Origin of the sequence: Bifidobacterium hominis (genome assembly GCF_040095915.1) — a bacterium.
Classification (GTDB): domain Bacteria; phylum Actinomycetota; class Actinomycetes; order Actinomycetales; family Bifidobacteriaceae; genus Bifidobacterium; species Bifidobacterium hominis.
Genome location: NZ_JBBMFR010000002.1, coordinates 182,030 through 194,979, shown reverse-complemented (window position 1 = coordinate 194,979; position 12,950 = coordinate 182,030). Strand labels below are relative to the sequence as shown.

11 protein-coding genes and 1 tRNA gene are annotated in these 12,950 nt (G+C 55.1%); 3 read left to right on the top strand and 9 right to left on the bottom strand.

Annotated elements, in window-relative coordinates:
* Positions 1 to 54: 54 nt before the first annotated feature.
* The 3 genes from WMO36_RS02280 to WMO36_RS02270 form a co-directional block, all read right to left on the bottom strand.
* Positions 55 to 372 carry a hypothetical protein gene (locus WMO36_RS02280; protein WP_099571861.1) on the bottom strand — a complete coding sequence of 106 codons (318 nt, stop codon included), beginning with the start codon at positions 370 to 372 and terminating at the stop codon, positions 55 to 57.
* Between the two features lie 13 nt (positions 373 to 385).
* A complete protein-coding gene (locus tag WMO36_RS02275) occupies positions 386 to 2,299 on the bottom strand; it encodes a helix-turn-helix transcriptional regulator (RefSeq protein WP_099571862.1) in 1,914 nt (637 codons plus the stop codon).
* A 147-nt stretch (positions 2,300 to 2,446) separates the two neighbouring features.
* Entirely contained in the window at positions 2,447 to 3,841 is a 1,395-nt protein-coding gene (locus WMO36_RS02270) for a UTP--glucose-1-phosphate uridylyltransferase (RefSeq protein WP_236824368.1), read from the bottom strand.
* 256 nt (positions 3,842 to 4,097) lie between these two features.
* On the opposite strand from WMO36_RS02270, the gene WMO36_RS02265 reads away from it, so the two are divergent.
* Positions 4,098 to 4,174 (top strand) — tRNA-Pro (locus tag WMO36_RS02265).
* 70 nt (positions 4,175 to 4,244) lie between these two features.
* Entirely contained in the window at positions 4,245 to 4,667 is a 423-nt protein-coding gene (locus WMO36_RS02260) for a hypothetical protein (RefSeq protein ID WP_099571864.1), read from the top strand.
* A gap of 126 nt (positions 4,668 to 4,793) precedes the next feature.
* On the opposite strand, the gene der is transcribed toward WMO36_RS02260, so the two are convergent.
* The gene (gene der / locus WMO36_RS02255) at positions 4,794 to 6,923 is read right to left on the bottom strand and encodes a bifunctional cytidylate kinase/GTPase Der (protein WP_349076634.1); all 2,130 of its coding nucleotides are present in this window, start codon (positions 6,921 to 6,923) and stop codon (positions 4,794 to 4,796) included.
* Positions 6,920 to 7,693: a pseudouridine synthase gene (locus WMO36_RS02250; protein ID WP_099571866.1), complete on the bottom strand. Its 774-nt coding sequence runs from the start codon at positions 7,691 to 7,693 to the stop codon at positions 6,920 to 6,922. Before WMO36_RS02250 ends, der begins: the two co-directional genes overlap by 4 nt.
* Before the next feature lie 110 nt (positions 7,694 to 7,803).
* Between WMO36_RS02250 and WMO36_RS02245 the strand changes: the two genes are divergently transcribed.
* Entirely contained in the window at positions 7,804 to 8,739 is a 936-nt protein-coding gene (locus WMO36_RS02245; RefSeq protein WP_099571867.1) for an MIP/aquaporin family protein, read from the top strand.
* On the opposite strand, the gene WMO36_RS02240 is transcribed toward WMO36_RS02245, so the two are convergent.
* The 4 genes from WMO36_RS02240 to sucD all read right to left on the bottom strand — a co-directional run bounded on the left by WMO36_RS02240 (position 8,656) and on the right by sucD (position 12,948).
* Positions 8,656 to 8,937 (bottom strand): DUF3017 domain-containing protein, encoded by a 282-nt coding sequence (locus WMO36_RS02240; protein WP_099571914.1) that lies wholly within the window; start codon positions 8,935 to 8,937, stop codon positions 8,656 to 8,658. The two genes, WMO36_RS02245 and WMO36_RS02240, sit on opposite strands and share 84 nt — an antisense overlap.
* A gap of 123 nt (positions 8,938 to 9,060) precedes the next feature.
* Positions 9,061 to 10,689: a bifunctional phosphoribosylaminoimidazolecarboxamide formyltransferase/IMP cyclohydrolase gene (gene purH / locus WMO36_RS02235; protein WP_099571868.1), complete on the bottom strand. Its 1,629-nt coding sequence runs from the start codon at positions 10,687 to 10,689 to the stop codon at positions 9,061 to 9,063.
* Entirely contained in the window at positions 10,637 to 12,025 is a 1,389-nt protein-coding gene (locus WMO36_RS02230) for a cell division protein PerM (protein ID WP_099571915.1), read from the bottom strand. Before WMO36_RS02230 ends, purH begins: the two co-directional genes overlap by 53 nt.
* Positions 12,025 to 12,948: a succinate--CoA ligase subunit alpha gene (gene sucD, locus WMO36_RS02225; RefSeq protein ID WP_033501080.1), complete on the bottom strand. Its 924-nt coding sequence runs from the start codon at positions 12,946 to 12,948 to the stop codon at positions 12,025 to 12,027. The genes WMO36_RS02230 and sucD overlap by 1 nt, the downstream gene beginning before the upstream one ends.
* Positions 12,949 to 12,950: the final 2 nt, after the last annotated feature.

Here is a 12,950-nt window from a genome sequence, read left to right as displayed (position 1 = left end):
GTGCCGTTATTACGGCGACGATGATGGGTCATAATTCCTTACAATTTAGTCAGGTCAATCATTAAAATGACGCCATTGCGCCCACTGTTGGGCATGGCGATTGCGCTTCGCCTCACGCCTTTCGATGACTTCAGTATGGGCATTCGTGTAGCGCTCGGTAACATCCTGCAGAGGTCTGGTGAAGAAGGGTGCATCGTTCTCGTCTTGCTGGGTCAATGGCTTACCCATCGCGTCGATCCGCTTCGCCGCGCGTTCGCCCAGTTTCGCCACATCCTTGAACGCATGGTAACCATGAAGGCACGCATAGACGATCCCGGAAACGACCATCACCAGCATGAATAGAGCGAGTGCCAGCCAAACCCACCAAGGCATAGAACCACTCCCGTCAGTTCTCGTTCTCACGGTCACCGATGCTCAATTCATGCTGAGCACGGGCAACGATCATGGTACGCAGCGTCTCAGGAGCCACAGCGGTGATATGTCGCGCATGTGAAATGCAGAACGCGACATACCAGGAATCGGACGAGACGATCAGATGCACTTTCTCGCCTTCTCCGCACTTTTCGACCGTTGCCCCCGACAATCCGTCAATAAACGACAGATTGTCCTGATTGGTGACGAACACAGCCGAAGTTCCATTGTCAAAGCTCCACTTGCGCAATTCGGATGCGGGTACATCAGGAATGTCGATCTTTGCAATCGGCTCGACTAATTCAGCCTTTTCAATGCGGGAGATACGTAGCACCTGCCAGATGCGAGGCTTGCCTGTAGCCTTGTTGATCGTGGTGTCTTTCTTCACATACTTGGCTTTATCCGCAGGTGCAGCAGCAGCGACATCAGTCCATACGGCAACGTAGAAAACACCCTCGTCAACGAAGATCTTGTCTGGAGCGACAAGCTTGCGCTGGGCTCGTCCTGCGCCATCCGTGTATTCCATGTCAAGCAGCGAACTCTTGGAAATCGCGCTCTTCACGATGGAGAAGTTGCGCGGCTCCATTTCATAGCCAGTCAGGCTCAGCCACGGCATATCCCCCGGCTCAACATGACGGCGAAGACGGCTGTACAACGATTCGGCCTGCTCGCGAAGCTTGTCCGGCAGCAATGACGAATGCGCGAGATAGCTTACGGATGCGGTAAGCATACTCAGATACTGCTGTGAAATGCCTGCCAAGCGTTCCAAACCAAGCGAATTCGTGGCGGAAACGATGCCTTCCGCATCAAGCAGCGACCAATCGATATCGAAGAATTGGCTTCCCGCCATCTCCCCATCATCGGAAACCGTGGTCAGCGTGTTGATGTCTTTATGAATGACATTGACGAACTTCTTCAGCTCATCATCGGACTTCGGTTTGCCAATGAAACGTTCCGCAAGCTCCTCAAGCGAATATTCCTCGCCAAGGTGAGCCGAAAGGAACAGCATCAAACGCAGGCGACGGTCGACTTCACTACCGGTCTGGAATGCGGAATTCTTCTTCGGGCGTCCTTTGCTTTCCTCGACATCGTCATCGTCTGCGCTATTGCGACTGATCTCCATGGCAGTGACGGTGGAACTGTCGTCTCCCGTGGACTCGTCGGCAGGTACGAACTGCGTTGCTGCATTCAAACGACGGTTAAACGCGTCAACAGCTTCCTGCGGGCTGACGATGGACGCGCCTGGATGGGATAGTACGAACATGGCCAGATCATCGGAATCAGTATAAGCGACATTCAAATGCTCGCCATCAACATCCACCGTGGCCGCGAAACGCCGCTGATCGACGACTTTGACCAATTCGTCGGGAATGGACTGGGTTCCCAGTCCAGGAGCAATGGAGTCAAGACCAAGTCCCGGAATAGGTGTCTGAGGAACACGCGGCGCGGTACGAGACGTATGTTGCGTCTCATGCGCAGGAGCCGAGGAAATCGACATAGAACGGGCCAAGTAGTTGGCGGCAGCCAAAATCGGCAGATCCTCATCCCCGAACAGCAGACGAACACGAGGCTCGTCACCAAGCTGCAGACGGTAGGACGCGAAGTCCTGCCCCTCCGACTTGGATGAATACTCCGGCTGCCTTGATTCGATGGCAATGCCCATGGCCGCAAGCTTGGCGCGGTCACGCTGGAATTGCTTGGCAAAAGCCGCCTTCGCCGCCTGATCGGCCAGTTCCCCATAGGAATCGGCATACGCCTTCACGCGCTGAGCAATCTGACGGGAAGTGAGCCATTGCGGAAAAGCTGAGGAAAGCACAGCCAACACATCAAGTTCGTGCTTGCCCCATTTGTCGGAGAAACGACGCCTTCCGTTACTGCCCTCTGCCATTAGTCCTCACGTCTCGTTAACGTTTCATTCTAAGTGCGTAACCAGTATAGGCTTCCGCACACACCTCTCTATGATAGAGGGTTTTCGCTCAGATTGTGCCTATTTTACGAAAAAATACAGTTTTTCGTGTTGAGAACACCCCTCGAATCAGACCCAATCGTCAGGTTCCACGCCTTGCGGGCCAACGTATTCGCCATTCGGAACATAACTCGGCTCGCCGGTGTCAGGCAACCGCGCGTCACCAAACAGTATTACATCCCTGCCAAAGGTCCAGTCGCCCTCGATATCGACGGAATTCGCCGCGGCGAGCGATGGGACTCCATACGGGAATCTCGTATCGAAATCATGAATGTTCTTGTAGTACCGTGCGTCCAAATGAACGTCCGGGAAAATGTAGTTACCGTCCTCCATCTCATACTGATCCGTCAGATGGAATCGATCAGACCGCATGATGAACAAATCGTCGGTGGTTTTCACCGGCAGGAAACGCATACGGTCCACGCACACGCAAGTGGCACCATCAAACAACGTCACCGCGGCTCCCATGGCCGTTTCCAGCTGAATGACCGGCTCGCTCGTCGGATCGGTGGGATCAACGGTCTTTTTATTACGGATGACCGGCAACGGCAGCACGCCGTCATATGCTGACAGCTTGGCCTTCAAAGCGTCAATTCGCACCCAGATACTGTTCGTGTTGAAGTACGGGTGTTTTTCAATGTTCTGAGCATCGTCTTTGTCATTTGGATGCACCTGACTCATTTCGCGCAGCATCAAACGACCCGTCGCCTTGTCACGCACGATATGGCCGCCCTTGCGGTCGGCGGGAGTGCGCTTGGCGACTTCGATCATGAACGGAGCGCCGGTATTTTCGAAATGCTGAGCCAGCGTACGCGAAGGTCGCGCACCGAGATTGTCGGAATTCGAGATGAACAAATACTTGAATCCATGTTCCTCGAGCACGTCGAGCAACCCGGATTCCCAGATGGTTGAGAACAGGTCACCGTGACCTGGCGGGCACCATTCAAGTTCGGGATTCGCCGGGAAGCTGACAGGAAGGCCCGTTTCCGCGCTGATCTTTGGTTCCTGATGCTGCACAATCTCCAGAGGAATATCCTCCTGATGGAATTTCTTGTTGGCTCTCAGCACCTTCATGGTGTCGTTCGAAGTGCGGAATGAATTCATCAGTGTCAACGGCAGCTCCACACCCAGACGAGTGCGTGCGGTCAACACCTGTCCGATGATGATGTCGATGAAACGCATCTGACGGGCCTTGTGGCGACGCATGGGCAAGAGAGACTTGGCGCAATCCAGTCCCATGGAGGTGCCAAGCCCACCATTGAGTTTAAGGAATGCGGTTTTTGCGAACGCATCAACGGCTTTGTCGTGGTTGATGGTCTCGTAAACGTCATGGAAACTTGGCACCCCCACTAACGGTTCCACCTCATCCTCACGAATCCAGCTGCTTGCCTCCTCGTTACGCCAAACCTCATATAGACGCTTGAACTGCGCAATGGCCATATCGGTCATCCCATTTTCCCGCATCTTTGCGGCGGAGTGTTCGAATACGTCCTCGGTCAATGTCTTTCCCTTTCGTGCGGGCGTTATGTTCTCGTCGTACCTAGGTAATACTACGACATATTTCCCGTAACGGGGGCTTTTGGAAGTTAAAAAAGATATTTTTTAACACAAAAGACATCTTTACGCGCCCTTCATCACGTTTCATTGACTGCGCGACACGATGTATTTGAAAAAAACCACAGACTATGCTATGTTTTTTTCTCGGTGCTTTTGCATCGTTCGGACCATAGCGCAGTTTGGTAGCGCACTTGACTGGGGGTCAAGGGGTCGCGGGTTCAAATCCCGCTGGTCCGACCAGAAAAACCCGGATTCGCATGATTTCGGGTTTTCTTTTTAAGGTTGTCAGTCTTACACATGCAGGTAAGGGGTGATTGTCTTGAAGTCGAGGGACGCCCAGCCACAGTTTGACGATGTTGATGACCTTGCCCACGTGTTTGACTTTTCCGTGCCTGAAGATGAATGGAAGATCCGTCTGCCCCGAGAACTTGGCGTGGAAGCCAGAGAACGCGCGAAACATGATGGGATCACTCTCACCGAGTTGACCCGAAGAGCACTTAAAAGCGATAACCTGAGCAACACAGCCGACACCATTCGTCCAGGACGAAGGCCAAAGAACACCGACGGACGCGAACAGCTTGGCGACGAATGGAAAATCAAACTCCCCTATGCCATCGGCAAGACGGCACGGGAACGCGCAACGGAAGAGGGCATATCCTTGAGCTCTCTCGCCCGACGTGCGATCAGCGGATATCTACGCCAAAGAGACGCCGAGGAACAGCCACTCTTCTAAGACGACCAGTCAATAGCGTGCCACACATTAGCTACAAGCTACACAGATTGGCAGATATAGTATTCCTTACAACCGTTTTTTTGGGGTGCACACCATCATTCGTGGCGTGCACCCCAAAAAAGCGGACTACTTGCGCTTTTTCTTTTCTCGGATATTCACCGAAATCTGAATCGGGGAACCCTCGAAACCAAACTCTTCACGCAGGCAACGTTCGATGTAACGACGATAACCGTGCTCAAGGAAGCCAGTAGCGAAAATCACGAAGCGCGGTGGGCGCGTCGAAGCTTGGGTCGCGAAAAGAATGCGTGGCTGCTTGCCACCACGAAGCGGATGCGGATGCGCAGCCTGAATCTTGCCCAGGAAAGCGTTGAGCTTACCGGTTGGAATACGCTTGTCCCACGACTCCAAGGCGCCACGCATAGCTCTGGCCAGACGATTCGTATGCCATCCGGTCTTGGCCGACAGATTCACGCGCTGGGCCCACGTCACGCGGTCGAACTCGGTCTTCCACAAGCGTTCCATGCGCTGGCGATCGAAATCATCCATCAAATCCCACTTGTTGAATACCAGAACAACGCATCGGCCGGCATCCACGGCCTGACTCATCACCTTCAGATCCTGATCAGAGATCGGCTGAGAAGCGTCGAACAGCACCAGTGCAAGCTCCGAACGCTCAATCGCGGCCTGCGTGCGCAACGACGAGAAATACTCGGCGCCGGACAACTTGTGCAGGCGACGCTTGATGCCGGCGGTATCGATGAACAGCCAATCCTCACCATCAACCGTCACCACCTCATCGACAGGGTCGCGGGTGGTTCCAGCCAGATCGTTGACCACGGTGCGCTCTTCATGCGCCAGCTGGTTCAGCAAGGACGACTTGCCGACGTTCGGGCGTCCGACCAGTGCCACACGACGAAGATGCGACGGAGTGAGGAACCCGGAAGTCTTCTCAGCCTTCTTCAACGAATCCAAAGCCGCGTCAAGCAGTTCGCCGACGCCACGGCCGTGCATGGCGGAAATGCCGTATGGCTCCCCCAAACCCATCTTCCAGAATTCGGCGGTCAGATACTCGCTCTCACGATCGTCGACCTTGTTCACCGCAAGCGTGACCGGCTTACCAGAGGCTCGCAGCATCCTTACGATACGCTCGTCAGTATTGGTAAGTCCAACCTGACCATCCACCACAAGCACCACGGCGTCAGCAAGCTGAACGGCAATCTGCGACTGCGACGCGATGGCGGATTCAATGCCTTCGACATCGGCTTCCCAACCACCGGTATCGACCAGCTTGAAATCAGTGCCGGCCCATTCAGCATCGTAGCTCACACGGTCTCGGGTCACGCCTGGAGTATCTTCCACAACGGCCGCACGACGTCCGAGAATACGATTCACCAGCGTGGACTTGCCAACGTTCGGACGTCCAACAACGGCAAGCACGCCGACCGGCTTCGGGCCGGACTGGCGTTCGCTCCCAACGAAAGACGATCCATCAATCAGTCCTTCATCGCCCTCATCCAACTCATAATCATCAAGATTGGACGCATATTGGCGGTATTGCTGCTCTTCAATGGCGTCATCGACAATGCGTACAAGCACATCAAGGGTTTCGCCGAAATCCAAATCGGAATTGTCGACAGTCAATACACCTTCCGCTGCGGACGTGAAATGCGTGACCTTGGAATCAGCCTTGTCTCGTGCCGCAACATTTTCCGCGCCAACTCCGGAAGCCGACTGCCCTGCTCGACGGGCTTGGCGGACTTCCTCACGAGCGGTAAGCAATACACGCACTTCAGCATCCGGCGCGACGACCGTAGTGATGTCACGGCCTTCGGCGACCACACCAGCACCTTCGGAGAAGGAATCGGAAGCCGCTTCACGGGCAATATACGCGCGTTGTGCGGCAATAAGCACATGCCGGACCGGAATGATGTTCGACACCTTGGACACATGGGATGACACTTCAGAGGAACGGATCGCCTCACTGATGTCTTCGCCATCGGCATATACCTTCGGATCGTCCGGATCGACACTGATGTCAAAATGACCCTCGGTGAAGAACTCGCCCACGGTTTCGGTGACTAGCTGTTCGTCGACAGTCTCCGTATCGAGGTCGATACCCTTGTTCATGCACCACCATGCGCAGGCACGATACATGGCTCCGGTATCGAGATAGGCGAAACCGTAATACTTGGCCAGCGCCTTGGACGTGGAAGACTTGCCGACGCCCGCAGGTCCATCAATAGCTACGCGGATCACAGGCCCACCGCCTTGGACAGGGAACGCACCTCAGTCTGCGAAAGCACACGGTACGATCCGGACTTCAGATCGCCAAGTTTGATCGGACCGATCTGAGTGCGCACCAAACGCCTGACCGGGAAACCGATCGCGCCGAAGATACGACGGACGATACGGTTCTTGCCGGAGTGCAGCACCACCTTGACCAGGGTGCCATCGCGGCTGGCATCAAGAATCGCGCAACGGTCAAGCTTGATCCAACCGTCGTCGAGCTGCACGCCGGTGGTGACCAGTCGGCGGCACACCTGACCGCTGATACGACCTTCCAATGTGGCGATATAGGTCTTCTCGACCTCATACTTGGGGTGCATGACATGCTGGCTCAACTCGCCGTCGTTCGTCATGAGAATCAGGCCTTCGGAATCGTAATCCAGACGACCCATGTGGAAAATACGGTCATACTTGTCGCCGACGATGTCGCTCAGGGTGTAACGTCCCTTCGGATCCTCCATGGCGCTGAGTACGCGCTTCGGCTTGTTCAAGGCAAGCGTGACATGATTGGGGTTCACACGAACACGGGAGCCGTCCACGCGAACTTCCTGGTGTTTCGGGTCGACGCGCGTTCCCAACTCGGTGACAAGTTCACCGTCGATTTCGACGCGTCCTTCAGTAATGATCTCTTCACATTTGCGACGGGACCCAAAACCTGCCTGAGCAAGAAGCTTCTGCAGACGGATACCTTCATTGTCATGCGTATGCGCCTTCGCGGCGCGGGAATATGCGTTTGGCATCGTTCTCCCAACGTGGCCGGATAATACTTATAGGGACTGCTGGTACTATGGCAGTCGTTTGGCGATTTCCAAAAATCGCAACTTGTCCACTATATGACAGAGGAAAGACTATGACTGCTGTTGAAGCAACGTCCATAACTAAGGAAGAGCAAAGCAAGCCGCTGGCACTTCGTGTCGGAGCGGAACTTGTGGGAAGCTTCATCATCTGCTTCGCGATTTACGCGATCTGCTCGCTTGGCTCCGCAGTGTACGGCATCAATATGGCGTTCATCGCCCTGCTGACGGGCATCGTGTATGCCGCGGCCACCGTAATCTTTGGATCCATCTCCGGAGCGCAATTCAATCCGGCCGTATCCGTCGCCGCCATGCTCACCGGCAAGACCCATGTGCTTGATGGCATTCTGTACATCATTGCCCAAGTGCTCGGCGGCATTGGCGCCGGTGCTGCCATCCGATTCCTTCTGCCAAGTTCCGAGCAGGTGACATTCAAGATCTGGATGACGCCGACGATCAACGGCTTCGATAAGAACTCCGTCTCCTACTCCACGCTTGGCAACTATGGCGTGACGTTCAGCATCACCTTGGCCATCGCTGTCGAAGTCATCGCAGGCATCGTCATTGTTGCCGCCGCGCTTCGCACCACGGGCGAACATGGCGAGTCCAGTACGAACCATGCCGTCGCCATGGGGCTTGCCTACGGTATCGGCACCGCCATCGCCTACCCGGTGACCGGAGCTGCATTGAACCCGGCACGCGCTACTGGCATCGCTATTTTCGCGCAAAACCAGGGCCTGAATGAGGAACCACTGCAGCAGCTGTGGGTCTTCTGGATCTGCCCTGTTCTCGCCGCTGCCGTCGTTGCACTTATCGTCATTGTCTCCGGTATGGTCAGCACGAAGAAGAACACGCCGGATGCCGAAGTCGCCGATGAAATCGAAAACGACACTGCTCTCGACGAAGCGTCAGTTTCCGACGGGAACGATGGTGAGGAGAATGAGCAGTCCAGCGCCCAAACCTATACCCATGAAGGCGTCGAAAGCAACTGACCGGACCTTCCATGGACTGCGTTCACGCAATACCAGCCTGACCAGCCCAGTAACTATGGCCGTCACCGCGATCGCAGCGGTGGCGGCTTTTGTATATCCTGCAACCGCAAGCACCGTCGCAATAATCACTACGACTGCGACGATCCATTCGAACCACGGTTTGCCCTCATGATCTTCGGAAACGTAAGGATGGCTCATTCCGAGGCCTTTCATATCTCGCTTGCCTGCAACAATCGTAATCATAATAAACGTGGCGTCCGAAACCAATACAGAATCGGACGCCACGCTAATCACAATACCCTCGTATGAGGGCTGGAACGATCAGTGGAAGAAGTGGCGGGTACCGGTCACATACATGGTGACGCCGGCCTTGCGGGCCGCTTCGAACACTTCCTCGTCGCGGATGGAACCACCCGGCTGGACGATGGCCTTGACACCTGCGTTGATAAGAATCTCCGCACCATCGGCGAACGGGAAGAACGCGTCGGATGCCGCAACAGCGCCCTGAGTTCGATTTGCACCATCAGCCAGCGTATTCGCACGTTCAACGGACAGGTTGGCAGAATCGACACGATTCACCTGACCCATGCCGATGCCGACCGTGGCCTGATCATGGGCGATCAGAATGGCGTTGGACTTGACGCAACGGATGGCTCGCCAAGCGAAAACCAGATCCTTGACGGTCTGCTCGTCCGCCGGCTCGCCGGAAACCAGCTTCCACGCATCCGGATCATCGCCCGGAGCGTCGATGAGATCAGTGGACTGCACCAACAGACCACCGTCAATCTGACGGAACTGCGTCTTGGACTTCGGCGGTTCGGCAACCTTCAGAATACGAAGATTCTTCTTCTTGGTCTGCAACAGCTCAAGGGCATCGGCATCATAGTCGGGAGCGACGATCACTTCGGTGAAGATAGGACGGACGCTTTCTGCCATTTCCATGGTGACCTTGCTGTTCGCAGCGATCACACCACCATAGGCACTCATCGGGTCGCAAGCATGCGCCTTCTTGTGCGCCTCAGCGACGGTGGCTCCAATGGCAAGGCCGCACGGATTGTTGTGCTTGACCACGGCGACCGCAATCTGCGGAGCGAAATCCCACACGGCACGCCAAGCGGCATCGGCATCAACATAGTTGTTGTAGCTCATCGGCTTTCCACCGAGCTGTTCGGCATGTGCGAAGCCGTTCTGGTTCAGCGGATCGAGATACAACGCGGCCTGCTGGTGAGGATTCTCACCATAGCGCAGAACGTGGGCGCGATCCCAAGTACGGGTGAATGCGGCCGGGAACTTGGCCTCATTCACTTCCGTCTCACCTTCGGCAGTCGGCTGATCGACGGTAGCTGGCTTCGGCCAATGCTTCGCGGTCCACTCGTTGATAGTGGCATCATAAGACGCCGTGTGAGCAAATGCTTTACCGGCCAGCCAGCGACGTTCCTCAAGGGAGAAACCTTCACCGTTCTCGATACGGGCCGCGACCAACGCATAATCGTTCGGATCCGTGACGATGGCCACAGTGGCGTTGTTCTTCGCCGCTCCGCGAACCATGGACGGGCCTCCGATATCGATCTTTTCAATAGTGGCAGCTTCGTCCGCACCGGAACGAACCGTATCAGCGAACGGATACAGGTTGACGACCACCAAATCGAACGGCTTGATGCCAAACTTTTCCAGTTGAGCCGCGTGGTTCTCATTGGTCATATCAGCGAGGATACCTGCGTGGATATGTGGGTCGAGAGTTTTGACACGGCCATCGAGACACTCGGGAAAACCAGTGACTTCCGAGACTTCCGTCACCTTGACGCCGAGTTCCGCAAGACGCTTTGCAGTGGAACCCGTGGAAACCACTTCAGTGCCGGCTTTGATGAACGCCTCGGCAAGAACTTCGATACCTTCCTTATGGAAGACCGATACCAGAGCTCGACGTATCGGTCGATTCGTTGTTGTCACCTTGCTCCTCCTTATTGTTGATGGTTGAGGTCACTGTGCGGGCCGCATCGGTGATCCCACGATTATTTGGTTCGAGAACCGCAGCGGATGTACCACTCCTGCCCTCGCGGACACGCTTTATGACCCAGCGTATTCCGAAAAACATGAATACGGCCACCAAAGTCAGCAGCCACGATGAGAACAGCCCGACTGCAGTGGGCTGCCCGACCTTACGAGTCGACGCAATTACATCGACACCGACATGCGCAAGATGCTTTGATCCCAGTGCCCCGTTAGAGATGGAGAACAGCAAACTCGAGCCTACCGATACGATCACGCAGGACATGCAGAATGTTCCCGCAGGATAGGCGAATCCAGACACCACCCGCTTGACGTCAATCTGGTGATCAGCATCATCAACTCTGATGTGGAATCCCTTGTTGAACAACATGACGATCATGCCTGCGATACAGGGCAACGCCAAAGGAATGCACATCAATGCGATTCGGACCCAGTCCGTTTCAATTGCCGAAGGAAGCAGACCGAATATCGGCAGCGACGGCAATGCCGTTCCCTGACCGCTCCACATAGTGAATTCAGCAAGGTCGCCAATTGAAAAACCTGCTCCGAACACCCAGGAAACCGCCCAAATCGCAATGTTCGGAATCCACGCGAGCATAGCGATCGTCGTAAGTATACGAGAGCCACTCTGCATTCCCGACAATTCATACAGCTTCACCATGGCCGACTGATTGCAAAACGCCCAATACACGACCACGATCAGGCCAATGACCAAATAGACCGCAATCAACAACAGACCAAGAGCTAAGCCTATAATGATTGTCTTACGGACCGGCAACGAGACATGCTTGCCAGTCCATTCCAAACCTCGCTCGGTCAGCGGAGCCCCGGGAATCAAGGCAATGGCATATCCCAGTATGAAGACGAACGCCGTTTTCACGATAATCATGCCAGTCGTGTCAACAAGCTCGGTATCGACGCTGTTGGCGAAGAATATGTTAATCAGCACCCAGCCAATAGTCCCCGTCACACATCCGGAGAAACTGGTCCCAATACGCTTGGCAAGCGATGAAATAAGTGCGATCAGCATAACCGTCAGCAGCAACGGCATAATCGTCAGTGTGATGGATCCGGTCTTGAAACCGGATCCTTGGCTGAGAAGCACAACCGCTTCAGTCAGGGGAACGGAGAAGGCGGACAGATTGTCGCCGCCTTCCTCCATGGAGATGATCAGAAGCATCAGAGCTATATAGCAGCCGAGGGCGACAGCATAGATAATCATGGACGCTGCCGCTACGGCAAGCCCTTTCAACCAATACTTCAGGTTCTTTGCCATCATATCGACTTGGAAGCGAGCACCTCGCGCATGATTTCAGCAGTCTGCCCCGGAGTTCGTCCAACACGGATGCCCACGGCTTCGAGTGCTTCCTTCTTGTCTTGCGCGGTTCCCTTGCCGCCTGAAACGATGGCTCCAGCATGGCCCATCTGCTTGCCTTCCGGCGCCGTGAAGCCTGCGATATAGGCGACGACAGGCTTGGTCATATGCTCGGATGCCCACTTGGCAGCATCCTGTTCGGCGCTACCGCCAATTTCACCAATCATCACGACGGCCTTGGTGGCATCATCGTTTTCGAATACTTCAAGGGCCTCCTGCAACGTGGTGCCAACGATGGGATCGCCGCCAGCGCCTAAGCATGCAGTGAAGCCGATGTCGGACAGCTCCCCCATCAGCTGATAGGTAAGGGTGCCGGACTTGGACACCAAGCCCAAAGGTCCACGGGAGACGATGCCGTCCGGAATGATGCCGAGATTGCAGCCCTGCGCATTTTCCGTCGAAGGAAGCGTAAGCAGACCAGGGCAGTTCGGCCCGACGATGCGTACGCCCTTGCGCAATGCGAGCTCAACGAAATACGCACTGTCGGCAACCGGAATACCTTCGGTGATAACCACAATCAACTTGATACCGGCTTCAATGGCCTCAACCACGGCGTCTTTAGCAAAACGTGGCGGTACGAACACAACACTCGCCTGCGCACCGGTAATTTCAACGGCTTCGGAACAGCTGCCAAAAACATGCAGGGTAACATCTTCGCCGTTTTTTGCTTCAGGGAAATTGACTTCCTGACCGGCCTTGCGAGCATTGACGCCGCCGACGATATTGGTGCCGGCCTTCAGCATGCGCGCGGTATGGGTCATACCCTGGTGCCCAGTCATGCCCTGCACAATGACAGGTGTGCCATCCTCAACGAAAAGCGTCATTT

Bases quoted from the DNA above. Each gene is read 5' to 3' on its own strand.
- WMO36_RS02270 (WP_236824368.1), bottom strand. From the start codon at position 3,841: ATGCGGGAAAATGGGATGACCGATATGGCCATTGCGCAGTTCAAGCGT.
- WMO36_RS02250 (WP_099571866.1), bottom strand. From the start codon at position 7,693: ATGCCAAACGCATATTCCCGCGCCGCGAAGGCGCATACGCATGACAAT.
- WMO36_RS02245 (WP_099571867.1), top strand. From the start codon at position 7,804: ATGACTGCTGTTGAAGCAACGTCCATAACTAAGGAAGAGCAAAGCAAG.
- sucD (WP_033501080.1), bottom strand. From the start codon at position 12,948: ATGACGCTTTTCGTTGAGGATGGCACACCTGTCATTGTGCAGGGCATG.
- WMO36_RS02275 (WP_099571862.1), bottom strand. From the start codon at position 2,299: ATGGCAGAGGGCAGTAACGGAAGGCGTCGTTTCTCCGACAAATGGGGC.
- WMO36_RS02280 (WP_099571861.1), bottom strand. From the start codon at position 372: ATGCCTTGGTGGGTTTGGCTGGCACTCGCTCTATTCATGCTGGTGATG.
- WMO36_RS02240 (WP_099571914.1), bottom strand. From the start codon at position 8,937: ATGAGCCATCCTTACGTTTCCGAAGATCATGAGGGCAAACCGTGGTTC.
- WMO36_RS02230 (WP_099571915.1), bottom strand. From the start codon at position 12,025: ATGGCAAAGAACCTGAAGTATTGGTTGAAAGGGCTTGCCGTAGCGGCA.